Raw genomic sequence first — 24761 nt, 5'->3', positions numbered from 1 at the left:
GTGAACGAGGACACCCACAGCGGCAGCCTGCCGACCGGCTTCGAGCGCGGCACCGACGGCCCCAAGGTCATCGTCGTCGGTGTCGACGGCTCCGACACCTCCTGGCGGGCCACCGCCTACGCCGCGGGCCTGGCCCGCCGCCAGAACGCCCTGCTCGCGATCGTCTACGTCCAGCCGGTCCTCCCCGGCAGCGTCGCCCTGGGCGCCCCCGTGGCCGAGGTCACCGAGGAGGTCGCCGAGGAACTGCTGACCGAGATCCGCGAGACCGCCGAACAGCTGCGCGGCATCTTCGAGGTGCGCTGGCGCTTCCACACCTTCCGGGGCGACCCCTACGCGGGCCTGGTCCGCGCGGCCGACGACCTCAAGGCCGACGCCGTCATCGTCGGCGCCTCCGAACAGGCGGGCCACCGCATCGTCGGCTCGGTGGCGGTACGGCTGGTGAAGGCGGGCCGCTGGCCGGTGACGGTGGTGCCGTAGTTCCGGACACGGCGGGCCGCCCTCCGGCGTCATCCGAACGAGTGACGCTGGGGCGCCGGGGTGATGGGTAGTTTGCCGGACATGACGGAGCGGGCCGAGCCTCAACGGCCCTGCCTAGGCCAGGTTTTGGGTCATTACGTTGACGGGGGGGGCGACCACCCATCCGGTGCGGTGTCTCGTCAGCGTGCTCCGCCGGCTCGGAAGTGGACTTGCGCGACGCTCTTGTGACTTTCCGGAATCACATGGCAGCCGACTGCCGTAGTAGTCGGCCAGTGAACGGTGAAGGGGATGACGATGAGCACTGCCCAGGCGGCAACCACAGACGGCGAGCACCCCGCCCCTCCGATCAGCACGGTCGCGGGGACCGGGGTCGCGGGATTCAAAGGGGACAACGAGCCTGCGGTCAAGGCCGAGTTGAACCGCCCGTACGGAATCGCGGTGGACAGCACCGGCACCCTCTACGTCTCCGACTTCAACAACCACCGGGTCCGGAAGATCACCACCGACGGGAGGATCAGCACGGTCGCGGGGACCGGGGTCGCGGGATTCAGCGGGGACAGTGGCCCTGCCGTCTCGGCCCAGTTGAGCTACCCGCGCGAGCTGGCGGTGGATGACGCAGGCACCGTCTACTTCGTCGACCAAGGCAACCACCGGGTCCGGAAAGTCGCGGCGGACGGCAAGATCAGCACGGTCGCCGGCACGGGCAGCGCGGGCTTCGGCGGCGACGGCGGCCCCGCCACCGCCGCCCGGTTGAGCACCCCGGTGGGGGTGGCGGTGGACAGCACCGGCATCCTCTACATCGCCGACTACGGCAATCACCGGGTTCGCAGGATCACGACCGATGGGAAGATCAGCACGGTCGCGGGGACCGGGTCCGCGGGCTTCGCGGGAGACGGCGGTCAGGCGCTTTCAGCCCAGCTGAACTGCCCGTTCGGAGTGGCGGTGGATGGCGCGGGCGACCTCTACGTCGCCGACTACGGCAACCACCGGGTCCGGAAGGTCACGGCGGACGGCAAGATCAGCACGATCGCCGGCACGGGCACCGCAGGATTCAGCGGTGACGACGGCCCGGCCGCCTCAGCCCGGCTGAACTACCCGGTAGGAGTGGTGGTGGACAGCACCGGCACCCTCTACATCGCCGACTACAGCAACCACCGGGTCCGGAAGGTCGCGGCCGACGGCAAGATCAGCACGATCGCCGGCACGGGCACCGCGGGCTTCGGCGGTGACGACGGCCCGGCCGCTTCGGCCCAGCTGAACTACCCGTTCGGACTCGCTGTGGACTGCGTCGACACCCTCTACATCGCCGACCATGTCAACAACCGGGTTCGGAAGGTCGCGTCGGCGAAGCTGGCCGGGCTGCCCGAGTCAGGCGCGGTGGTCTCCTGGGCCAACGTCCGGAGCAGGCTGCGGATGGGGGTTCTGCGGGAGTCCACCAAGGACGGGGCCGAGATCCACCAGCTGCTCGCCGCCTCCAGGGATCACCAGCGGTGGCGGCTGGTCGCGGCGGGTCAGGACAACGGCGACGTCCTGTACAGGATCGAGAACGTGCGCAGCGGCAAGGTCCTGGAGGTCGTCGGAGCGCAGGAGAGGGCCGGGGCGATGGTCGCGCAGCGCGCCTACGAGGGTGCTGACGCGCGCCACCAGCAGTGGCGGCTGATCCCGGTGGGCTCGGTGGCCGACACCCCTCGGGTGTACGAGATCGCGAACGGGAACAGCGGTCTGCTCCTGCGGGTCGACACCAACGCCCGTACGGTGATCAAGCAGCACGGGGCGGAGGGCGACCACCGGGACCGGCAGTGGCAGCTGCTCCCCGTATAACGCACGGGGGGTCAGGGGCGACAGCGCCCCTGACCCCCCGGAACCCGGTCCTTACTCGGAACGGGACGGTTTCTCGGCGGTCGCCTTGGGTGCCTGGGTTTCGGGCGCCTTGGGGGCTTCGGGGGCCTTGGGGGCCTTGGCGTAATCGCTTTTCTTCGGCTTGCTCTCCAGGTCCTCGTTCTTCTGAAGGTCAGGGTGCCCCGTCACCGTCGCACTCGACTTCCGCATGCCGTCGGTCGCCGCCGTGGACACCGAGCCGGGATCCCCGGCGTACTGCGCCTGTTCACCGGCCGACGCCTGGGTGGTCCGGATGAAGGAGCCGAGGAAGCCAAGGACGGCCCGTGCTTCGGGGGACTGTTCCTGCACGACCTTCGCCCGGGAGGAAGCCCCGTGGATGGCGCTGGTGAACAGGCTCGTGGTCTTGTCGTCGTATGTGTAGTCGTCGGCGTCCTCGAAGTCGACATCCTCCCCCGGCTGCGGCTTTTCGCCATCGGTGGTCACCGAGAAGAGCCGCGCGCCCTTGCCCGCGAAGCCGAAGATGTTGTCGAACACCATGGTCGTCACCCCTGGTCGTCGTCCGCCCGGTCAAGGCTGCTTGTGCAGGGCTCGTTGGCTGTCGGTCAGGCTCTCGCCGTCGAACATCGTGTGGTGGACCTCCAGGGCGGAAACGACCTCGGCCAGCCCCTTCATGCGGAAGCCGCCGCCCGCCAGGTCGATGTCGCCGATGTCACGGCACACCAACCGGTCGAGGCCGGGGTGGTCCCCGGACTGCGGAGGAGACAGGACCGCCACCGGCACGTCGTACATCACCGCGATGAACCCGGAGAAGGTCACCGGGATCTCGTAGCAGTACTGCTTGCGGCAACGCCGCTGCGTGGCGATGGTCTGTACGCGGGAGCTCGGCGGGACCTGGCCGGAAATCTGCGATCGCGAGGTCCAGCTGGTGTTCAGGGAGCCGCCGACGGAGGCCGTGATCCCCAGCATCAACTGGGCGTTGAGCGTCGCGGTGCCGGTGGCGCTGCCCGTGGTCGTGAAGCCCACCGAGTTCGTCAACGCGTTCGCCGCGGAGTTCGTCATCGCGTTCCGCATGCCCATCTCGGTGGCGTTGGCGTTGTCCACCCCGACATTGTCCTTGCTGTTCTTGTTGGTCACCGTGTTCGTGTTCCTGCACGACATCTCGTTCTGGAGCTGCGTCTGAAGCTGCGTCTGGAGGTCCATCCGGAGCTGGTTCTGCAACTGCAACTGGAGCTGCGCGCTGACGCTGCCGCCGAAGGTGAGCTGGGCCGTTCCCTGGAGCGACCACGTGATGCCGTTCGACACGGTGAAATCGACCGATTCGGTGAAGGTCATCGGGGACGTCTGACTGCGGTTGGCGTAGGCGCGCGAGGAGCACGTGTCGGGCGGGGGCTGGCTGATGTCGCACCGCTCCTCGATCAGCGGCTCCCCGAGGTTCATATAGGCGATCCAGCCCAGCTGGAATGCGGATCCGGGGAACACGCCGAAGCTCGACTTGTTCACGGAGAACCCGACGGGCTTGTGCCGCACACCGTAGTCGTCGACGTAGACCAGGTTGGGGTGGTCCAGGATGGACCGCCAGGTCTGCTCGATGTTGAGTTCCCGCAGGTTCTTCTTCGTCAGCGGCTGGCGCTTGGCCCGGTCCAGGTTGTACGCGTTGGAAGACATTCCCCGCCCTCGACTAATCTGGCCGAATTTCGCTCGGTGAATGCAGAGCAAGAATCTGCGCGCGTTTTCCGAAGGTGAAGCTAGCACGGGCTCCGGCACCCGGGAAGGCATTTCCGCATTATGTGCTCAATCGAGTGACAAGGCTCGATGACCGCCCCAACTCTCCTGGGTTAAAGGTAACTTGGGGCTGACGGTTACTCGATCGACGGCTTTCGAAGTCGTATCGATCGAATGCGGTTGAGCGTGCGGCATTTCCGCATGAAAGGCCATTGCATTGAGCGTCCGACCCATTGTTCTCCACGTTCGGGAGAGGTGAGGTTCCGCGATGTATACCCAAGAGCGCACGACCATGGCGAATTTGGTGGTCGGCGGCCCGGTGGCGGTGAACAGCTATGACAACGCCATCGTGGCGGCTCTGGTCGAGAATCGGCCGGTCATGCTCGTCCACGCCTTCAACGGCGGCTACCTGCGGCCCGCCGAACTGAAGGAGGACAGCCACGACAAGGGGGTCAAACTGGCCACCGCGCTCGACCCGGCCACCAAGGACGCGCAGGGCCACCTCTGGCACATCACCCCCGCCGGCTTCTTCGGACAGCGACCGCTGTACTTCATCGAGAGCGCCGCGGGCCAGGTGTCGCCCAAACCCGCCGGTGCGGGCGGGGTCGACGACGGGCGCGGCGACGACGGCGCGCCGAAGCCGCAGCGCAGGCGTATCACCGTCCACCAGGAGGCCCCCAAGAGCACGGCCGACGCCGTCCAGGTCGGCCTCCCCGACAAGGTGGGTGACAAGTGGCGTGGTAAGAACGGCGCGATCGAGGACACCCAGCTCTGGGTCGTCACAGTGACGCCGTGGGGCGGGATCACCTTCGTGCCGATCACCCACCCCGACGCCATCCTCGGGTTCAAGGACCACGCGGTGGCGACCGACAGCGAGGTGCGACTCACCTACAACTGGGGCGGGGACTTCACCGGAACGGTCATCAACACGTTCTACCCGCGGCTGCCCAACGAGTGGAGCGTGCCGTACCACCACGTCTTCACGTGATCCGCGACGTGATCCACGACGTGATCCGCGGCCACCGTCGCACCGCACCCGTCCCGAGTCGACGCCCCAACCGCCCGGAAGAGGCATCACGATGTCCGTGCCCACGGAAGAAATGAAGCTGGAGATCGTCCACGCCGCCACGGGGAAGACCCTCGCCACCAAGGCCGCGCCGAGCGCGGACGGGGCGCTCGTCGTCCGCGACTTCCCCGATGGCGGCCCGAGCCCGGATCAGTGGCAGCTCTCACCCGTGCCGGCCGCGCAGGACGGCCCGGCATATGTGATCCGCAACGCGGTCGGCGGCAAGGTGCTCGACAACCCCGCCGCCGCGAACCGCGGTGTCCGCCAGTGGGACGCCGCCGCAGGCAAGAAGGGCCAGCAGTGGTACGTCGTCCCCGTCGAGGGCGAAGCGGGCCTCTACTTCATCGAGGGCGCGACCGACGGCGCCGTTCTCGACCTCGACGACCCCGGCGCGGACGACACCCGGGTCGTCCTGCGCGAGTACGACGACAGCGCGGAGAGCCAGCGGTGGCGGTTCGTCCCGGCCGAGCCCGAGCGCACCAGCGACCTGGCGCTGCACTGGGCACCACTGAGTCACTGGAACGGCCGCCGGTCCTGGCGGCTGGACCGCTCGGCCGCGCTGCGGCCGGTACCCGACGCGACGCCCTCCTTCAGCGACGTGCTGCTGGTCCTCAAGCGGTTCGGGAGCGATCAGGATGCCGGTAGGTGGGAGATCGACGGGGCCAACCCCTCTCCCGGCGGGCAACCGGGCTGGTGGGCCGGGCTCGGTGCGCGGTTCCTCGCCGACACCACGGGAACAGGGCGGGCGGACATCGTAGGACTCAAGCCCGCGAAGGGCACTGTGACGTCCTTCGGCAAAGGCGACGGCACGTTCGACGACGCCGAGCGCGTCCTGCACCAGGGCGCGCCCTCCCCGAGCCCCGCGGACCTGTGGACCGTCGTGGACACGACGGGCGACGGCAAGCCCGACGTCGTCGTGCTGGCCGCCGACGGTGTCCGGGTGTCCTCTCACGACGATGCCGGGACGTTCGCGCCCACGGGCGGCAAGCAGGTCCTCAAGGCGTTCGGACACGGCCCGCAGGCCGGTGGGTGGCTTGCCGACAAGCACCCCCGCTTCCTGGCCGACACCACCGGTGACGGCAGGCTCGACATCGTCGGCTTCCACGACGACGGCGTCTGGGTATCACTCCAGGACGAGGAGGGAAAGTTCGCACCGATCGCCGACGAACCGGTCCTCCGGGCGTTCGGCCACGACGAGGCAGCGGGTGGCTGGCTTGCCGACAAGCACCCTCGCTTCCTCGCCGACACCACCGGTGACGGCAGGCTCGACATCATCGGCTTCCACGACGACGGCGTCTGGGTATCACTCCAGGACGAGGAAGGCACCTTCGCCGACCCTCTGTACATCCTTGACGACTTCGGGACCGAGCGAGGGTGGAGCTCGGTCGAGGAGTACCCCCGGTTCCCGGTCAGGACCACCGATGGCGGGGCAGTGGACATCGTCGGGTTCGGCCCACAGGGCGTCGTCCTCTCACGCGGGCGCGGCGACGGCACGTTCGAGCCCCCGAAGCTCGTCCTGAACGACTTCGGGCTCGCCCAGGGGTGGACGAGCGGGAAGCACCTTCGCCTCCTCGCCGACGTCACCGGCGACGGAAACCCGGACGTCGTCGGCTTCGGCGACGAGGGGGTCTGGGTGTCGCACAGCCGCGGCGACGGCCGGTTCGAGCAGGCCCAGCTGGTGTGCCGCGGGTTCGGGTACAACGAGAACGCGGGCGGCTGGCGGGTCGACCGCCACCCCCGTTTCCTCGCCGACATCACCGGTGACGGACGCGTCGACATCGTCGGCTTCGGTGGCCCCGGCGTGTACGTGGCCCGAAACCTCTTCCGCCGCTTCAGGACCCGATGACCCCCGGAGGACCGCCCGCTTCGTACAACACGCCCCGGCCCCCGCCCGGCCCACCCGCCTCGCGCACCCGCGGCCGGTGCGGCACGGTGGGCTCATGTCCAACCACACCTACCGTGTGACCGAGATCGTCGGCTCGTCCCCGGACAGCGTCGATCAAGCCATCCGCAACGGCATCGAGCGGGCCTCCCGCACGCTCCGCGAACTCGACTGGTTCGAGGTCACCCAGATCAGGGGGCACCTCGTCGACGGAGGGATCGGCCACTACCAAGTGGGACTGAAGGTCGGCTTCCGGCTGGAGGACGGCGAATAGGGGCCGCCGGGCGGCTCAACCGGGCCGCGTGGGGGAACAGTTGTACCCTCACGCACGTTCACGTCTCATGCTGAGTCTGCTGACAGGCCCCGCCCTGGCGCTCCTGATCGTCGTTCCGCTGTTCCTCCTGGCCGCCGCCCGGAAGAGCGCCCGGCTGGCGCAGGACCAGGGGTGGCTGCCGGGGCGGCCGGCCGGGCGCGGGTCCGGCGCACGCGGGGTCGGGGCGACGGCCACGGAGGAACTGCACGCCCTGATCTATCCGAGCAAGCGGGTCCAGTTGGAGCAACGCCGGATCGAGCTGGTCCTGCGGGACGACGAACAGGACGGCGCCCCGAAGAGGACCGGCATCGATCTCGACTCGGGAACCGCCCGCATCGGCGGGCGGAGGGGTGGCAGCGGGGCGTGAACCGACAGCGCGCCGTCGCTCAGACCGCCGTCCGCTCCACGGGTATCCACAGTTCCGCGTCCGCCTGTGCCCCGTCCTGCGACAGCCGGGTGCGCAGGATCTCGGGGCCCTGGCGGCTGCGGTAGGGGTTGGACGGGAACCACTGGGTGAAGACGTCCCGCCACAGGTACTGCAGCGCCTGCGGGAACGGCCCCGAGCTCTCGAAGACGGCCCACATGCCGGCCGGGACGGTGAGCGTGTCCATGTCCTCGGGCGCGGCGGCGCGGGTCACTACACCGTGGTAGTAGTCGAGTTCGGTTCCTTCGGCGCGGCTTTCGTCCAGCTGGTCGCTCACCGAGACGATCCCCTCGGGCTCCTGGTCGGACAGGCTGTGGATGCGCCGCAGCGTCTCCCGCCCGAGGCCGCGGATGAAGTCCGCGATGGCCGGGTTGACCCCCTCGTGCACGAGGGGGACGCGCGCCTTCCTGCCGACCACACGGAACTCTTCCTTCTCCACGATCCGGTATCGCATGCTGCCGCTCCCTTCGACGGTGAGACGAAAGGACAGCCGTGGCTGGGAGCGCAGCGGCGCACCGGACCGTCTGGCCTCGCCGGGGCCGACGCCGTGCATCCCACGGAACGCACGCGCGAACGCCTCCCCCGAGGTGTAGCCGTAGCGCACCGCGACCTCCAGCAGCGTCCGCTCCCCGGCCAGCACCTCGGCCCCGGCGACGGTCAGCCGCCTGCGCCGGACGTACTCCGACAGCGGCATCCCCGCCAGCGCGGAGAACAGCCGCCGGAAGTGGTACTCCGACGTCGTCGCGATCCGCGCCAGGTCGGCCGCCTCGATCCGCTGATCGAGCCGGCCCTCGATGTGCTCCATCGCCTGGTTGAGCCGCTCCAGCACCGCGGCCTCCTTCCCTTTCGATCACTCACGTTAGGAAGGACCCACCCTGCCGCACCCGACATCCTGTGTCCGGTCCGGTCGGGTCGGGTCGGGTCGGGTACGGACTCACGCGTGCGCCTCGCGCAGGTGTACGCCCATACGGGTGGCGGTGGCGCACATCTCCCGCACGTCGACCAATCGGCCACCTCGAGGCGGCGTGCGACACCTGGGGCAAGGCGGTGGAGATCTATCCGCAGGTCCAGTCGGGCCAGTGCGACGAGCGCATGTCGGAGATGTTCACGCGCCTCAAGCCCCACCTCAAGAACCCCACCGCGCGCCATCTCCACGAGCGCGCCCGCGAGGTCGTGCCCGTGAAGCAGCCGGCCTGACGGCCTGGGTAGAGTCGACGGCGCCGCACCACCTGGACGAAGGAACCGCCCGGCCATGCTCCTGCGCGAACTCGCCGCCGTCGGGCCGTTCTTCGCCCTGCGCGTCGGCGATGCCCCCGACGACGTCCCCGACGCCGCGGAGGACTATCTTCCGATCGGAGCGGAGGCCATGCGGCTGCGCGTCGCGACCGTGGCCGCGCGGCTGGGGACGACGGACCGGCGCGTGGCCGCGTCCATCGCCTTCCAGGGCATCGCGGGGCGCCTGCTGTCCATCGGTCTCGGCTCGGCGGTGCTCCTCGGGGAGGTGCCGGACCTGACCGCCGGCGGGGGCCTGCGCTGGCATCCGGCCCGCACCGCCCCCGACGACCTCTGGCTCCCCGCGGCGGCCACGGCCCCGCCCGCCACGCCGGCCGCACAGCTCGCGGACGGCGTCCTGCACGGGCTGCTCGTCCCGCTGCACCGGGCCACCCGCGCGGTCACCCCGGTATCCGCCCGGCTGCTGTGGGGCAACGCCGGCTCCTCCCTCGCGGGCTCGCTGCGCGTCCTGTACTCCTGGTGTCACGAGCGGGGCCGGCCGCAGGACGCCGACCGGGCGCTCGCCCTGGCCCGGGCCCTGTTCGAGGACCCGCTGCTGCGCGACACCGGGACGCTGGCCGCCGGCCCGGGTGGCGTCTCCTTCGAACGCGGCACCTGCTGCCTGTACTACCGGGTGCCCGGCGGCGGCCTGTGCGGCGACTGCGTGCTGCGTCACCCGCCCCGCTCCCGCTGAGCGGCGGCGGCCTCCGGCGGCCACACGCCGGGGACGAGCACCCCCAGCACATACGCCTTCGCCACCAGCGCCGTACGGTTGGGCACCCGCCAGCGGCGGGTGAGCCGCGCGAGGTGGTAGTTGACGCCGTCCACGGTCAGCCCGACCGCCTTGCCGATGGCCGCCGTCGTCGCCCCCGCCGCCGCCAGCGCCAGGATCCTGCCCTCCACCTCGCTGACCTCCGCCGCCGGCTCCGGGGGCGGCGCCTCGGCCCGTACCCGCAGCACGGCCAGCAGCATGGGGTAGGCCAGCGACGCGACGCTCACCGGGTCCACCAGCAGCTCACCTGCCCGCTCGGCGCCGCCCGCGCCCGCCTGCCAGCGGACGTCGATGGTGTAGCGGGACCGCCGGCCCAGCCGTAGGGCCTCGGTGAGCCGGCCGAGCTGGGCGGCGGCGCTGTGGCTGGGCCGGAAGAGGTCCAGCAGGTTGCGGCCACGTACCTGCCCCGGCACCGTGCCCCACTCGGCCGCCATGGCGGGGTTGGCCACCGTCACCTCACCGTTGGCCGTGCAGACCGCGACGGGGATGGGGAGCCGGTCGAGGAGCACCAGGAAGTAGTTGCGCCACGCGAAGTACTCCTCGCTGTTCACGGTGCCGCCCCCTCGCTCGTACAGTGCGCGGCACGGACGCAAGAGCGACGCGCCGCGCACCACTGCACAATCATGCAGTGATCGCGCCGGGCGGCCCGGCGCGGGGCGGCCACGCTGGACGCATGAACCACGCGACTTCGGAACAGATGGCGACCGTCCCCCTCGTGGACGTCTCGGCCGTCGGCGCCACCGACACCCCCCTTCAGCAGGCGATGCGGCTGGCCCGCCGGCACGGGCCCGTCTTCCGGCGGCGGCTGCACGGCACGGACCGGCTCTTCGTCACCTCGCTCGACCTCGTCACCGAACTCGCCGACGAGGAACGCTTCACCAAGCACGTCGGCCCGGCCCTGGAGAACGTCCGCGAGTTCACCGCCGACGGGCTCTTCACCGCCTACAACCACGAGCCCAACTGGGCCAAGGCGCACGACATCCTGATGCCCGCCTTCGCCCTGACCTCGATGCGCGCCTACCACCCGGCCATGTTCACGGTCGCCCGCCGTCTCATCGACGCGTGGGACGCCCGCCTGGCCCGGGGCTCGGCCGTCGACGTCCCCGAGGACATGACGCGCATGACGCTCGACACCATCGGCCTGGCCGGATTCGGCTACGACTTCGAGTCGTTCGCCCGGGGCGAGGAGCACCACCCCTTCGTCTCCGCCATGGTCCGCTGCCTGGACTGGAGCATGAACCAGCTGGGGCGCGAGCCCGAGGGCGACTACGCGGCCGAGGACGCGGCCTTCCGTGCGGACGCCGCCTTCCTCGCGACCGTCGTGGACGACGTCATCGGCGCCCGTACGGCCTCCGGTGACACCCGGACCGACGACCTCCTCGGCCTGATGCTGGGCGCCCCCCACCCGGCCGACGGCACGACCCTGGACGCCGCCAACATCCGCAACCAGGTCATCACCTTCCTCATCGCCGGGCACGAGACCACTTCCGGCGCCCTGTCCTTCGCCCTCCACTACCTGCTGAAGGACCCCGTCGCCCTCCGCCTGGCCCAGCGCGAGACCGACGAGCTGTGGGGCGACGAGGCAGACCCCGAGCCGGCGTTCGAGGACATCGGGCGGCTGCGCTGGATCCGGCAGGTCCTCAACGAGGCGCTGCGGCTGTGGCCCACGGCCGCGGCCTTCACCCGCGAGGCGCGTGAGGACACCCTGCTCGGCGGCCGCATCCCGCTGCGTGCCGGTGAGGGCGTCACCGTCCTCACCCCGATGCTCCACCGCGACCCGGCCTGGGGCGACAACCCCGAGCTGTTCGACCCCACGCGCTTCGCGCCCGAGGCGGAGGCGGCCCGCTCCCCGCACGCCTACAAGCCCTTCGGCACCGGCGAGCGCGCCTGCATCGGACGGCAGTTCGCCCTGCACGAGGCCACCATGCTCCTCGGCCTGCTGGTCCATCGCTACCGCTTCGTCGACAGCGCCGACTACCGGCTGCGCATCAAGGAGACCCTCACCCTCAAGCCCGACGGCTTCACGCTCACGCTGGCCCGCCGCACCTCCGCCGACCGGCTCGCCCTGCGCGCCGCGCTGCCCGGCACCCCGCGCGCGAGCGCCGAGGCCACGGCCGGGCCCGCGCTGCCCGCCCGTGCCCGCCAGGGCACCGGCCTGCTGATCCTGCACGGCTCCAACTACGGCACCTGCCGCGACCTGGCCCACGGCCTCGCCGGCGAGGCCGCCCGGCTCGGCTTCGACACCACGGTCGCGCCGCTGGACGAACGCGCCGGAGCTCTGCCCGCCGACGCGCCCGTGGTCGTGGTCGCCGCCTCCTACAACGGCCGCCCCACCGACGACGCCGCCCGCTTCGCGCAGTGGGCCGAGCACACCGCCCCGCCCGGCGCGGCCGACGGCGTCCCCTACGCCGTGCTCGGCATCGGCGACCGCAACTGGGCGGCCACCTACCAGCGCGTCCCCACCCTCCTCGACGAGCGCCTCGAGGCCCTCGGCGGCACCCGGCTGCTGCCCCGCGCCGAGGCCGACGCCTCGGGCGATCTCACGGGTACGGTCGAGGAGTTCACCCGTGACCTGCGCCGGGCCCTGCTGGAGCGCTACGGCGACCCGGCGACCGCCGGCGCGACCGACCCCGCCGACGCCCCCGACGACGGCCCGGCGTACACCGTCACCGAGGTCACCGGCGGCGGCCCGCTCGCCGCCCTGGCCGCCCGCCACGGCCTGACGGCCATGACGGTCACCGAGGCGTACGACCTCACCGCCCCCGGCCACCCGCGCACCAAGCGCTTCCTGCGCCTCGCACTGCCCGAGGGCACCGGCTACCGCACCGCCGACCACCTGACGGTGCTGCCCGTCAACGACCCCGCCCTCGTCGACCGCGCGGCCCGCCTCTTCGGCACGGACCCCGGCACGGTCCTCACCGTCGCGGCCCGCCGCGCCGGACACGACGCCATACCGGTCGACGGCCCCCTGACCGTCCGCGAACTCCTCGCCCACCACCTGGAGCTGAACCGCCGCCCCACCGCCCGGCAGCTGCGCGCCCTGGCGGACCGCAACCCCTGCCCGCCCGAGCAGGCCGCCCTGCGCGCCCTGGGCGCCGACGACCCGCGCACGACGCTGGAGATCGTCGAGGACCACCCCGCCCTGCGCGGCGCGCTCGGCCCGGCCGCCCTGCTCGAGCTGCTGCCGCCGATGCGCCCCCGGCACTACTCCATCTCCTCCTCCCCGGGCACCGACCCGCGCCACGCCGACCTGATGGTCTCCGTCCTCGACGCCCCCGCCCGCTCCGGCCGCGGCCGCTTCCTGGGCACGGCCTCGCACCACCTCGCCGGACTGCGCCCGGGCGACACCGTCCTCGCCCGCGTCCAGCCGTGCCGCGAGGCGTTCCGCGTCACCGGCCACGAGCGGACCCCCGTCGTCATGGTCGCCGCCGGCACGGGACTGGCCCCCTTCCGCGGCACGGTGGCCGACCGCGTCGCGCTCGCCGCGGCGGGCACCGCCCTCGCGCCGGCCCTGCTGTACTTCGGCTGCGACGCGCCCGACGCCGACTTCCTGCACTCCGCCGAACTGCACGCGGCCCAGGACGCCGGCGCCCTCTCGCTGCGCCCGGCGTTCAGCACCACAGGCGGCCCCGGCGGCCCCTTCGTCCAGCACCGCATGGCGGCCGAGGGCGACGAGCTGTGGTCCCTGCTGGAGTCGGGGGCGCGGGTGTACGTCTGCGGTGACGGCGCCCGCATGGCCCCGGGCGTACGGGCCGCCCTGCGCGATCTGTACGCCCGCCGGACCGGCGCCGACGCCCGCGCGGCCGACGCCTGGCTGCGCGAACTGACCGACGAGGGCCGCTACGTCGAGGACGTGTACGCGGCGGGCTGAGCCCCGCCCCGCCCCGGGCCCCTGCCGCTCCATCAACTCCCGTACCCTGCTCATCGTTCGTAACAGCAGTGACAGGGGAGCGGTGGGGGCCATGCGTACGGCCATACGGAGAACGATGACAGCGGTCGTGGCGGCGGCCGCCGCCCTGGCCGTACCGGCGGCCCCGGCGGGGGCCGAGCCCTCGCCGTCGTACGCCGCCACGACCTCGGTCGGCGTCCACAACGCCTACGACCGGGCCAAGTACCCCTACCTCGCCGACGCCCTCGACTCCGGCGCCGGCCTGCTCGAACTGGACGTGTGGACCAACGGCTTCGGCGGCCGGGCCTTCCGCGTCTCGCACGCCAAGCCGCTGAGCAACGACAACAACTGCGAGGGCGCCACCTCCCCCGCCCGGCTGCGCACCGGGAAGCGCGACCAGCCGCTGTCCGGCTGCCTCGCCGACATCCGGGCCTGGCACGACGCCAACCCCGGCCACCGGCCGGTCCTGCTCAAGGTCGAGATGAAGGACGGCTTCAACGCCGACAGCGGACGCGGCCCCGCCGAACTGGACGCCCTGCTCACCGCGAAACTCGGCGACGCCCTCTACCGCCCTGCCGACCTCGTGGGCGGACACGCCTCCCTGGACGAGGCGGTACGGGCCGGCGGCTGGCCCGCCCGGTCCGCGCTCGCCGGCAAGTTCGTCGTCGAGCTCATCCCCGGCACGGTGGAGGAGCGCAACCCGGCGGACCGGCTGTGGACCGACCGCGAATACGCCACCCACCTGCGCGACCTCGCCGCCGCCGGCCGGCTCCGCCAGGCCGCCGCCTTCCCCGCCGTCCACGGCGCCGTCCCCGGCGACCCCCGCACGCGCTACGCCGACACCACCATCCGTCCCTGGTTCGTCCTCTTCGACGGCGACGCGGCCACGTACGCCAAGGGCGGCATCGACACCGGCTGGTACGACAGCCGCCACTACCTCGTCGTCATGACGGACGCCCACAAGGTCCCGCCCGCCATCGACATCACCCACCCGACCGAGGCCCAGGCCCGCGAGCGCGTCACCCTCATGGCCCGCACCCACGCCAGCTTCGCCACCGCCGACTGGTACCCCCTGCCGCGGGTGCTGTCGACGGTGGTCCCGCGCGGCTGACCGCCGTCGGGCCGACGGACCGGGCGGGTGGCGTCCCCCGAACAGGTGACGCCGCCCGCTCCCCCGGCTGTCCGGAACACCACGCCCACCATCCGACGCATCCTTGACTCCCCCCACGCCCCGGGCGAGCCTCTGCGCTGACAGGACGTCAGCCGAGGGGCGTGGCCGCATGAGACGACGGACCGTACACCCACTGCCGCGCCGCACCGGCGCGGCCGCACTCGCCCTCCTGGCGGTGCTGGGCTCCACCGCGCTCGCGCCGCCGGCGCCCGCCGCGCCGGCCGCGCCCACCGACGGCCTCACCCACCTGGTCAACCCCTTCATCGGCACCCAGAACGAGGGCAACACCTTCCCCGGCGCCGCCGTGCCCTTCGGCATGGTGCAGTTCTCCCCCGACACCGGCCACAACACCGGCTACGACTACAAGGACGACCGCATCCGCGGCTTCAGCACCGTGCACCTGTCCGGCGTGGGCTGCCGCATCGGCGGCGACCTGCCCGTGCTGCCCACCACGGGCGAAGTGGAGAGCACCGACAACGCCCGGTACGCCGCGGCCTTCAGCCACCGCGACGAGACCGCCCGGCCCGGCTACTACCGGGTGCGGCTCGGCTCGTACGGCGGGATCACGGCCGAGCTCAGCGCGACCGCCCGCACCGGCCGGCAGCGCTACACCTTCCCCGCCACCGAGCGGGCCAACGTCCTCTTCAACACCGGCCAGTCGCTGCACAAAACGGTCTCCAGCAGCGTCCAGATCGTCGACGACCGCACCGTCCGCACCACCATCACCGGCCGTGGCTTCTGCCAGGACACCCGCCCGTACACCCTGCACACCCTCACCCGCTTCGACCGGCCGTTCTCCTCCTTCGGCACCTGGAACGACGACGGCCTGAACCGGGGCTCGCGGTCCTCCACCTCGCTCACCCACAACGGCGCCTGGGTGCGCTTCGACACCACCCGTGACCGGGTCGTGGAGGCCAGCACCGCCATCAGCTACGTCGACGCGGCGGGCGCGGCCGCCAACCTGCGGGAGGAGGAGGCGGGCTTCGACCGTACGGCCGAGGCGGCGCGCGAGGCGTGGGAGCGGCGGCTGGGCGACGTGGCGGTCCGCGGCGGCGGCCGGACGCTGCGCCGGACGTTCTACTCCTCCCTCTACCGCTCCTTCCTCGCCCCCAACGTCGGCAGCGACGTCGACGGCCGCTACACCGGCTGGGACCAGCGCATCCACCGCGCCAAGGGCTTCACGTACTACCAGAACTGGTCGCTGTGGGACACCTACCGCACCCAGGCCCAGCTGCTGGCCCTGCTGGCACCGCGCGAGTCGCGGGACATGGCACTGTCGGTGCTACGGATCGACGCGGACGCCGGATGGCTGCCCAAGTGGGGCTACGGCCCGGTCGAGACCAACATCATGACCGGTGACCCGGTGACGCCGTACCTCACCAACGCCTTCCAGCACGGACTGCTCACGGGCCACGAGGAGGAGGCCTACCGCGTGCTGAAGAGGAACGCGGACGGCGTGCCGCCGTCCGTCTCCCCCTTCGTCGGCCGGGAGGGCAACGCCGAGTACCTCCGCGACGGCTACGTCCCCTATCTGCCCGACCGGACCCGGCGCAAGCCCGGCGACTCCGACTTCCACGAGGGCGCCTCGGCCACCTTGGAGTACGCGCTGGCCGACGGGGTGCTCGCCCGGATGGCCCGGGATCTGGGACACCGCGCCGACGCCGAGCGCTACACGGCCCGCTCCCGCAACTACCGGCTGCTCTTCGACCGGAAGACGGGCTTCTTCCGGCCCCGGGGCGCCGACGGCGCGTTCACCGGGCCGACCGACCCCTCCCGCAGCCCGGGCTTCCACGAGGGCACCGCCTGGCAGTACCAGTGGCTGGCGCCCCAGGACCTGCCGGGCCTGGTACGGCTGCTGGGCGGCCGGGAGGCGACGGAGAAGCGGCTGGACTCCTTCTTCGCCTACGACAGGCTGCTCGACGACCCGGAGCGCACCGCGCGCCGGGTGTGGGTCAACGGCCCGTACGACTACTACAACGCCGACAAGTACAACCCGCAGAACGAGCCGGACCTCATCGCCCCGTACACCTATCTCTCCACCGGCCGCCCGTGGAAGACCACGGACGTGGTGCACGCCGCGCTCACGCTCTTCACGGACTCGCCGACCGGGATGACCGGCAACGACGACCTGGGCACGATGTCGGCGTGGATGGTGCTCTCGGCCATCGGCGTGTACCCCGTGCAGCCGGGCGCGGACGTGTGGGGCCTGAGCACGCCCGTCTTCGACCGGGTCGACCTGCGGCTGGACCGGCGGTGGTACCCCAAGGGCCACTTCACGGTCAGCGCCCCGGGCACCTCGGACCGGGACCGCTATGTGCGATCGGTGCGCCTGGACGGGGCGGCGCACGAGCGTACGTACCTGACGACCGACGCCATCCGCCGGAGCGAGCGGCTTCAGTTCACGGTCGGGCCGAAGCCTTCCGAGTGGGGAACGGGCGCCCGGTCCGTGCCACCTGCCATCGGCTGATCCACGCGGCCGAGCCGGGGCGGCGCCTTCCGTCGTCGCCCCGGCTCGGCCATGATGGGCGGGATTCGCGGCCATTTGTCCAGGGGCGACTCGCCCTCAGAGCCGACGAGAGGACACGCCATGGCAGATCTCGGGACGGGACAGGGCGTATGGCGCCGCAAACCGATCGAGACGATCGAGGAGGCGGAGGAGACCGAGGCGCACGGTGAGCGTCTGACCCGCACCCTCGGTCTGTGGCAGCTGACCGCCATCGGTGTCGGCGGCATCATCGGCGCGGGCATCTTCAGCCTCGCGGGCACCATCGCCAACGGCGTGGCGGGGCCGGCCGTCCTCATCTCCTTCCTCATCGCGGGCGTGGCGAGCGCGGCGGCGGCCTTCTCGTACGCGGAGTTCGCGGGCCTCATCCCCCGGGCGGGGTCGGCCTACACCTACGGCTACGCGGTGCTCGGCGAGCTGGGCGGCTGGTTCATCGGCTGGGACCTGCTGCTGGAGTACACGGCGATCGTGGCCGTCGTGGCCATCGGCATCTCCGGCTACATCAACTTCCTGCTCGGGGAGACGAACGCCCATCTGCCCGCCTGGATGCTGGGCGCGCCCGGGACGGGCGAGGGGCACCGGTTCGACCTCTTCGCCGCGGTGCTGTGCCTGCTGATCGCCTATCTGCTGACCCTGGGCATCAAGAACGCGGCCCGGTTCGAGACCGTGGTCGTGGTGCTGAAGATCCTGGTGGTGGCCCTGGTGGTCGTCGTGGGCTTCTTCCACATCGACACCGCCAACTACACCCCCTTCTTCCCCTTCGGCGTCAGCGGCGCCTTCACCGGAGCGGCGACGGTCTTCTTCGCGGTGTTCGGCTACGACGCCATGTCGACGGCGGCCGAGGAGTCCAAGGACGCCCAGCGGCACATGCCCCGCGCGATCATGTACTCGCTCGCCATCTCGATGGTGCTCTACGTCCTGGCCTGCCTGGTGCTGACGGGCATGCAGCCCTATACGGAGATCGACAAGGCGAGCGGCTTCTCCACCGCCTTCAAGGCGGTGGGCCTGAGCGGCATCGCGGACATCATCGCGGTCGGCGCCATCATCGGCATTCTCACCGTGATGTTCACGTTCATGCTGGGCGTGACCCGGGTGTGGTTCGCCATGAGCCGCGACGGGCTGCTGCCGAAGTGGTTCGCCCACACCCACCCCACGCGGCACGTGCCGACCCGGGTGACCTGGATCGTCGGCGTGGCGTCGGCGCTGATCGCGGGCTTCGTGCCGATCGGCGAGGCGGCGGAGCTGACCAACATCGGCATTCTGCTGGCCTTCGCCGTGGTGTGCAGCGCCGTGATCGTGCTGCGCTACCGGCGGCCGGACCTGCCGCGCTCGTTCCGCTGCCCGGGCATGCCGGTCGTCCCCGCCATCGGGGTGGCCGCGTCGATCTGGCTGATCACATATCTGGCGTGGCAGACGTGGGTGCGGTTCGCGGTCTGGTTCGTGATCGGGCTGGTCGTGTACTTCGCCTACTCCTACAAGCACTCGGAGTTGTCCCACGCCGACGCCCGGGGCATCCCGCGGGACTAGCCCCTGCACGTCAGCCGGCGAACCGCGGCACCACCAGACCGGACTCGTACGCGATCACCACCGCGTGGGTCCGGTTCTGTGCGCCGAGCTTGGTCAGCACGTTCCCGACGTGCGTCTTGACCGTCTCCAGGCTCACCGTGAGCGTCTCCGCGATCTCCGGGTTGGACAGGCCGGTGGCCATCAGGCGCAGCACCTCCTCCTCCCGCCCCGTCAGCGCCGCCGCCGGCAACGCCTCGGCGGAGTCCAGGGGGCGGGCGGCGACCATCCGGCGCAGTGCCGCGGGGAAGAGGATCGCCTCCCCCTCCGCCACCACCCGCACCGCCTCCGCGATCCGCCGGACCGGGAACCGCTTGAGCACGAACCCGCTGGCTCCCGCGCCGAGCGCGGCGGTGACGTAGTCGTCGTTCTCGAAGGTGGTGATCACCACGACCTTCGGCGGTTCGGCCGACTCGGCCAGCAGCTGCCGGGTGGCCTCGATCCCGTTGCGACGCGGCATCCGCACATCCATGAGGACCACGTCCGGCCGGAGCCGCCGCGCCTGTTCGACCGCCTCGATGCCGTCGGCGGCCTCCCCGACCACCGCGATCCCCGGCTGTGCCGCGAGCAGCATGCGCAAACCGCTGCGGGTCACCTCGTCGTCGTCCGCGATCAGGAGCGTGACGGGGGTGCCGGGGGAGCTGGTGGAGCTGGTGCCGGTCGTCACGGCCGCGCTCGTGTCGGAGCCGATCATGCCGACAACCGTACCGGCAGCCGGACCGCCAACCGCCAGTGCCGCGGCCCGTGCGGACCGGCCTCCATCTCACCGTGCAGCAGCCGCACGCGCTCGGCCAGCCCCGGCAGGCCGTGCCCGGACGTCGGGAAGGCACCCCGGCCCGCACCCGTGCTCGTACCCGCGTCCGTCCCCGCGCCCGGCCCCGCCCCGGTCCGGTTGACCACGCCGATCTCCAGCCCGTCCGGCGCGGCCGCCACGCGGACCTCGATCGGACCGCCCGCCCCGTGCCGCAAAGCGTTCGTCAACCCCTCCTGCAGGATCCGGTACGCCGCCCGGGAGAGCGTCCCCTGCACCTGCGTCAGCTCTCCCGACAGCTCCTGCTCCACCACCGCGCCCGCGTGCCGCACCCGGTTCAGCAGCTCGGGCAGGTCGGCCAGGGTCCGGGTGGGCGCCGTCTCGGCCTTCTCCGACTCCTGCTCGCGCAGCACGCCCAGCACATAGTCCAGGTCCTCCAGCGCGGCCCGGGACGACTCCTCGATGCTGCGCAGGGTGGCCCGCGCCGCCACCGGGTCGGCGGTGAGCACCTCGCCCGCCACCGCCGCCTGGATCGTGGTCGCCGTCAGCGTGTGCCCGATCGAGTCGTGCAACTCGTGGGCCAGCCGGTTGCGTTCGGCCAGCGCCCGCTCCCGCTCGGCCGCCAGCGCGAGCCGCTCGGCCGACGACGGCCCCAGCAGCCTGGGCGCCGCCCACCGCAGAACGTTCGTCACCGCCACGCACACCGTCGCCGCCGACAGCAGGCAGCCGAACGCCGCCGCCCAGCTCCCCCAGCCGTCCTGCACCCGCACCGTCCGGCCGAACAGGCTCAGCCCCGCCTCGGCACCGAGCGGGAGGGTCAGGGCCGCGAGGAACAGCATCCCGCTCACCAGCGCCCCGGCCCACCCCAGCGCCACGTGCAGCAGCAGCCAGAGAGGAGTCCGCCAACGGCCGGCGCCCGCGGGCCGGCATTCGGCCACGGGATCCGGCAACGGCTCCCCCAGCATCCGGCGGGCGCACACGATCAGCACCCGCCGCGTGGTGCCGGCCAGCCCGACCAGGCCGATCAGCACGGCCCAGACCAGCAGGGTCGGAGCGATCCGCACGTCATCGGTGGAGGACGGCCCCGCCAGCGCCGGCAGGGCCGCGAAAGGCAGCAGCAGAAGGCTCGCCAGCGCGCCGCAACAGGCGAACAGCGCACCCGAATACGAGGAGACGCGCAGCAGCGGCCGCATTCTCTTGATCATAATCGGCCAGTATGGCCGGGTGGCCCGCCTGTGACCTCCCCCGATCGGGGGAGTGTTTTCTCCCGCCTTCCCGCGATGCGCACCCGGGGCCCCGGAAATCAGAATCGTGTCCGACCGGTTGACCGACCGGCTGCCTCTCCCCGGTAAGGACGAGCATCATCGTGCGCAACAGACGAATCGCACCTCTTCTGACGGCCGGCATCGCGGCGGTGGCTTCCCTTTCGGCTCTGACCCCCGCGACGGCCTTTCCCACGTCCGGGGCGCCCACTGCCGAGGACCCCCTGCGGCAGTACACGCAGCAGCGGCTGACGTGGCAGCGCTGCGACGCGAACGGACCCGCCGCCTTTCAGTGCGCGACGGTCAAGGTGCCACTGGACTACGGCGATCCCGGCGGCAAGAAGCTCGACATCGCGGTATCCCGGCTGAAGGCGAGCAGCGCCAAGGACCGTCGCGGCGTTCTGCTGATGAACCCCGGCGGCCCCGGTGCGCCGGGTCTGAATCTGCCCGTCGACCCGATGATGAAGTTGTCCGCGGAAGTGAAACGGCGGTACGACCTCATCGGGTTCGACGTGAGAGGTGCCGGGCAGAGCTCTCCCGTCAGCTGCGGCCTGACCCCCGAGGAACAGGACGAACGCCCCTACAAGGCCGAGACCTTCACGAAGGACGTGGAGCGGGCACGTGCGTTCGCCGAGAAGTGCCAGGCCAAGGCCGGAGACAAGCTGCCGCACCTCACCACCCGCAACAACGCTCGCGACATGGATGTCATCCGTGCCGCGCTGGGCGAGAAGAAGATCTCCTACCTGGGGATCTCCTACGGCACCTACCTCGGCGCCGTCTATATGCAGATGTTCCCCCAGCAGGCCGACCGGTTCGTACTGGACAGTGCGACCGACCCCACGCGGATATACCGGGGAATGTTCCAGGACATGGCGAAGGCGGCCGAACAGGCTTTCACTCGATGGACCGAATGGACCGCCCGGCGACATACGACATACGGACTGGGCGACACCCCGGCCAAGGTCCGCGAGACCTTCCGGGATCTGATCGCGCGGGCGAACCGCAAGCCCATCCGTTTCGAGGGGCGGACCCTCACCGGTGACGGCATCCGCGCCGACAACCGCACGTTCTTCCACGTCCGGAAAGCCGCCGAATGGATCGCCGGGCTGAAGAACGCGGCCGAGGGCGAGAACGCTGCCGAGGGCAGGAACCCGGACCCGTCCGGCACGCCCGCTCAGGCCCAGGAGCCCGACGACAACTACGCCTCGATCGCCTGGTCCGTCATGTGCGCCGACACCCGCACCTGGTCGCACGACCCCGAGCAGTACCGCCGCGAAGCGATACGCGACAAGGACCGGTACCCGCTGTACGGCGACTTCGCGGCCACCATCACGCCGTGTGCCTTCTGGAAGCAGGGCAGCGAGCCGCAGACCACGATAGACAACAAGGCCGGTGCACTGATCGTGCAGAACGAGTGGGACTCCCAGACACCCCTCTTCGCCGGCCAGGGCATGCACCGGGCCCTGCGCGGCTCCCGGATGGTCACCGTCGTCGGCGGGGAGGGCCACGGCGCCCTCGGCGCCGACACCGATTCCTGCGCGGACAGGAACGCCACGGCCTACCTGACCACGGGCAGGCTCCCGGCCGAGGACCTGACCTGCCGGGCGCCGGGCGGACAGTAGGCCTCGCCCCCGGCGGCGGATCCCGGCGGGCTCACTTCAGCAGGCGGGACAGCCGCCGGTCGGCCAGCGGCTTTCCGCCCGTCTGGCAGGTGGGGCAGTACTGCAGCGAGGAGTCGCTGAAGGACACCTCGCGGATGGTGTCGCCGCAGACCGGGCAGGGCTCCCCGGTGCGGCCGTGCACCCTGAGCCCGGTCTTCTTCTCGCCCTTCAGCTCGGCGGCCGCGTGCCCGCGCGAGCGCTCGACGGCCTCGCGCAGCGTCGTCTCCAGCGCCTCGTGGAGGCCGGCGGCCTCGGCGTCGGTGAGGGTGGCGGCGAGCTTGAAGGGGGACATGCGGGCGGCGTGGAGGATCTCGTCGGAGTAGGCGTTGCCGATGCCGGCGATCACGCTCTGGTCGCGCAGCACTCCCTTGATCTGGCGGCGTTCACCGCGCAGCAGGCCGGTGAAGGCCTCGAGGGTGAAGCCGGGCGCGAGCGGGTCCGGGCCCAGCCGGGCGATGCCGGGCACCTCCGACGGCTCGCGCACGCAGTACACGGCCAGCCGCTTGCGGGTGCCGGCCTCGGTGAGGTCGAAGCCCTCGCCGCCCGCCAGCCGCACCCGCAGAGCCAGCGGCCCCTTGCCGGGGGCCGGGGGCGTCTCGGGCAGGCTCTCGCGCCAGCGCAGCCAGCCGGCGCGGGCGAGGTGGAAGACCAGGTGCGGGCCGTCGTCCGTGGCCAGGTCCAGGAACTTGCCGTGCCGCCGCACGGCGGTGACCGTGCGCCCTTCGAGGAGGGACAGTGGCGGGTCGTAGGTCTTGAGGACGCTCACGGCGGCGGGCAGGACGCGTTCGACCGTACGGCCGAGAAGGTGCTCGGTCAGGAATCCGGCGAGGGCCTCGACCTCCGGCAGCTCCGGCATGGCTCCAGTCTGCCGCAGCGGGCGGCGGCGGCAACTCAGTGGACGCGGGCGTCCCAGTCGATGCGGTAGCCGGTGAGCCAGTCGGCGGTGCCGGCGGTGTCCCGCGCCATGTCGAGCGCGACGCCGGCGTCGCGCTCGCGCCGCTCCTCGGCGGTCCGGGCGACGCGTCCGGCCATGGCGGCGCTCAGGGCGACGACCCGTTCGACGCGCTCGCGCCGCAGTCGCTCGTACGCGGCGAAGGCCCGCCCGGTGTCGGGCAGGTCGCGCAGGCAGCGGGCGAGCACGACGCCGTCCTCGATGGCCATGGAGGCGCCCTGGGCGGCGTTGGGCGCGGTGGCGTGGGCGGCGTCTCCCACCAGGACCGTGCGGTGGTCGTGCCAGACGGGGACGGAGGGGATGTCGAAGACGTTCAGGCCGACGATGTCGTCGCCGGTGGCGGCGGCGAGGGCGGCGGCGGGCGTGCCGTCGTCGGCGAACGCCTCGACGACGTGGCGGCGCCACCGGGCGGGGGTGCGGGCGGCGAGCTCTGCCGCGGACAGCTCCGCGCCGGGGACGTTGGCGAACCAGTAGGTGGTGCCGTCGGGTCCGGTGGTGCAGCCGAAGAAGCCCCGCCGCCCGTACATCATCCGGTAGGTGCCGGGCGGGACGCGGTGGCCGGTGTCGCGGGTGCGGCCGGAGACGGTGAACTGTCCGGTGTGGCGGGGGCCGGGCGCGGCGGGGTCGAGCAGGGCGCGGGTGCGGGAGTGGATGCCGTCGGCGCCGACGATCAGGTCGCCCTCGGCCCGGGTGCCGTCCGCGAAGAACGCCGTGACCGTCCCGTGCGGGTTGACCGCGGTGTCGACGAGACGCTTGCCGTGGACGACGGGGATGCCGCGCCGGACGGCCTCCTCGCGCAGGGCGCGGTGGAGGGCGGCGCGCGGCAGGGTGCGCGGGGTCGGCCCGTCGGCGGGACCGGCGATGGGCCGGGAGCCGAGCGTGGCGCCGGTGTCGCCGAGGAACTCGACGGCCTCGGAGGGGAAGGAGCAGGCGCGCACCGGCCGGTCGGCGTCGATGGCCGCCAGCGCCGACAGCCCGTTGGCGAACAGGATCAGGAACGCGCCGGCGTCGTCGGCGCCGGCGGGGTAGGCCTCGTGGACGGTGGCGTCGATGCCCGCCCGTTGGAGGGCCATCGCGGTGACGGGTCCGGCGATGCCACCGCCGACGATCAGGGCATGGGCCATGGCGTTCCGCTCCGTCCCGGTGCGTGGGAGGCGATCGGCCGGCCGACCGGTCGCCGAACCGTTCGATCGCACATCTGCCCATGACGTAATCAGAAGGAGTGCCCGCCCGTCCAGAGTC

Annotated in this window: 21 protein-coding genes; 13 read left to right on the top strand and 8 right to left on the bottom strand. The window is 72.0% G+C overall.

Features of this window, described 5'->3' with window-relative positions; translation table 11 throughout:
* A complete protein-coding gene (locus AB4K12_RS12950) occupies positions 1–477 on the top strand; it encodes a universal stress protein (RefSeq protein WP_368434338.1) in 477 nt (158 codons plus the stop codon).
* A 294-nt stretch (positions 478–771) separates the two neighbouring features.
* The gene (locus AB4K12_RS12945; protein WP_368434337.1) at positions 772–2298 is read left to right on the top strand and encodes an RICIN domain-containing protein; all 1527 of its coding nucleotides are present in this window, start codon (positions 772–774) and stop codon (positions 2296–2298) included.
* 51 nt (positions 2299–2349) lie between these two features.
* On the opposite strand, the gene AB4K12_RS12940 is transcribed toward AB4K12_RS12945, so the two are convergent.
* Both AB4K12_RS12940 and AB4K12_RS12935 read right to left on the bottom strand, forming a co-directional pair.
* Positions 2350–2853, bottom strand: coding sequence for a hypothetical protein (locus tag AB4K12_RS12940; RefSeq protein ID WP_368434336.1), 504 nt, complete (start codon positions 2851–2853; stop codon positions 2350–2352).
* Positions 2854–2883: 30 nt separating this feature from the next.
* The gene (locus AB4K12_RS12935) at positions 2884–3981 is read right to left on the bottom strand and encodes a hypothetical protein (protein WP_368434335.1); all 1098 of its coding nucleotides are present in this window, start codon (positions 3979–3981) and stop codon (positions 2884–2886) included.
* Between the two features lie 325 nt (positions 3982–4306).
* Here AB4K12_RS12935 and AB4K12_RS12930 point away from each other — a divergent pair, with 325 nt between their 5' ends.
* From AB4K12_RS12930 to AB4K12_RS12915, 4 genes are all read left to right on the top strand, one after another.
* Positions 4307–5026 carry a hypothetical protein gene (locus AB4K12_RS12930; RefSeq protein ID WP_368434334.1) on the top strand — a complete coding sequence of 240 codons (720 nt, stop codon included), beginning with the start codon at positions 4307–4309 and terminating at the stop codon, positions 5024–5026.
* 91 nt (positions 5027–5117) lie between these two features.
* Positions 5118–6950 (top strand): FG-GAP-like repeat-containing protein, encoded by a 1833-nt coding sequence (locus AB4K12_RS12925; protein WP_368434333.1) that lies wholly within the window; start codon positions 5118–5120, stop codon positions 6948–6950.
* Between the two features lie 94 nt (positions 6951–7044).
* Complete coding sequence (locus AB4K12_RS12920; RefSeq protein WP_368434332.1) at positions 7045–7260, top strand: dodecin; 216 nt, start codon at positions 7045–7047, stop codon at positions 7258–7260.
* Positions 7261–7327: 67 nt separating this feature from the next.
* Positions 7328–7666, top strand: coding sequence for a DUF6191 domain-containing protein (locus AB4K12_RS12915; protein WP_368434331.1), 339 nt, complete (start codon positions 7328–7330; stop codon positions 7664–7666).
* Between the two features lie 19 nt (positions 7667–7685).
* Here the strand turns inward: AB4K12_RS12915 and AB4K12_RS12910 are convergent, their stop codons facing one another.
* Complete coding sequence (locus AB4K12_RS12910; protein WP_368434330.1) at positions 7686–8552, bottom strand: GyrI-like domain-containing protein; 867 nt, start codon at positions 8550–8552, stop codon at positions 7686–7688.
* Positions 8553–8770: 218 nt separating this feature from the next.
* On the opposite strand from AB4K12_RS12910, the gene AB4K12_RS12905 reads away from it, so the two are divergent.
* Both AB4K12_RS12905 and AB4K12_RS12900 read left to right on the top strand, forming a co-directional pair.
* Positions 8771–8920, top strand: coding sequence for a hypothetical protein (locus AB4K12_RS12905; protein ID WP_368434329.1), 150 nt, complete (start codon positions 8771–8773; stop codon positions 8918–8920).
* A 55-nt stretch (positions 8921–8975) separates the two neighbouring features.
* Positions 8976–9689, top strand: a complete 714-nt coding sequence (locus tag AB4K12_RS12900; RefSeq protein WP_368434328.1) for a (2Fe-2S)-binding protein — start codon at positions 8976–8978, stop codon at positions 9687–9689.
* On the opposite strand, the gene AB4K12_RS12895 is transcribed toward AB4K12_RS12900, so the two are convergent.
* On the bottom strand, positions 9668–10318 hold the full coding sequence (locus AB4K12_RS12895) for a PAS domain-containing protein (protein ID WP_368434327.1): 651 nt from the start codon (positions 10316–10318) through the stop codon (positions 9668–9670). The genes AB4K12_RS12900 and AB4K12_RS12895 overlap by 22 nt on opposite strands.
* Before the next feature lie 122 nt (positions 10319–10440).
* Between AB4K12_RS12895 and AB4K12_RS12890 the strand changes: the two genes are divergently transcribed.
* From AB4K12_RS12890 to AB4K12_RS12875, 4 genes are all read left to right on the top strand, one after another.
* On the top strand, positions 10441–13638 hold the full coding sequence (locus AB4K12_RS12890) for a bifunctional cytochrome P450/NADPH--P450 reductase (protein ID WP_368434326.1): 3198 nt from the start codon (positions 10441–10443) through the stop codon (positions 13636–13638).
* A 115-nt stretch (positions 13639–13753) separates the two neighbouring features.
* Positions 13754–14767 (top strand): phosphatidylinositol-specific phospholipase C domain-containing protein, encoded by a 1014-nt coding sequence (locus tag AB4K12_RS12885; RefSeq protein ID WP_368434325.1) that lies wholly within the window; start codon positions 13754–13756, stop codon positions 14765–14767.
* Positions 14768–14936: 169 nt separating this feature from the next.
* On the top strand, positions 14937–17294 hold the full coding sequence (locus AB4K12_RS12880; protein ID WP_368434324.1) for a GH92 family glycosyl hydrolase: 2358 nt from the start codon (positions 14937–14939) through the stop codon (positions 17292–17294).
* A 120-nt stretch (positions 17295–17414) separates the two neighbouring features.
* Complete coding sequence (locus tag AB4K12_RS12875; protein ID WP_368434323.1) at positions 17415–18857, top strand: amino acid permease; 1443 nt, start codon at positions 17415–17417, stop codon at positions 18855–18857.
* Between the two features lie 10 nt (positions 18858–18867).
* On the opposite strand, the gene AB4K12_RS12870 is transcribed toward AB4K12_RS12875, so the two are convergent.
* Positions 18868–19587 (bottom strand): response regulator, encoded by a 720-nt coding sequence (locus tag AB4K12_RS12870; protein WP_368434322.1) that lies wholly within the window; start codon positions 19585–19587, stop codon positions 18868–18870.
* Entirely contained in the window at positions 19584–20849 is a 1266-nt protein-coding gene (locus tag AB4K12_RS12865; protein WP_368434321.1) for a sensor histidine kinase, read from the bottom strand. Before AB4K12_RS12865 ends, AB4K12_RS12870 begins: the two co-directional genes overlap by 4 nt.
* Positions 20850–21010: 161 nt before the next feature.
* On the opposite strand from AB4K12_RS12865, the gene AB4K12_RS12860 reads away from it, so the two are divergent.
* A complete protein-coding gene (locus AB4K12_RS12860; RefSeq protein WP_368434320.1) occupies positions 21011–22528 on the top strand; it encodes an alpha/beta hydrolase in 1518 nt (505 codons plus the stop codon).
* Positions 22529–22559: 31 nt separating this feature from the next.
* Here the strand turns inward: AB4K12_RS12860 and AB4K12_RS12855 are convergent, their stop codons facing one another.
* Together AB4K12_RS12855 and AB4K12_RS12850 are read right to left on the bottom strand one after the other, a co-directional pair.
* Positions 22560–23423, bottom strand: a complete 864-nt coding sequence (locus AB4K12_RS12855) for an Fpg/Nei family DNA glycosylase (RefSeq protein WP_368434319.1) — start codon at positions 23421–23423, stop codon at positions 22560–22562.
* A 35-nt stretch (positions 23424–23458) separates the two neighbouring features.
* Complete coding sequence (locus AB4K12_RS12850; protein ID WP_368434318.1) at positions 23459–24643, bottom strand: FAD-dependent monooxygenase; 1185 nt, start codon at positions 24641–24643, stop codon at positions 23459–23461.
* Positions 24644–24761 lie beyond the last annotated feature (118 nt).

It is taken from the genome of Streptomyces sp. C36 (genome assembly GCF_040932295.1).
GTDB lineage: Bacteria > Actinomycetota > Actinomycetes > Streptomycetales > Streptomycetaceae > Streptomyces > Streptomyces triculaminicus.
Note: the sequence above shows the minus strand (reverse complement) of the source record. Positions and strands in the feature narration are given on the sequence as shown.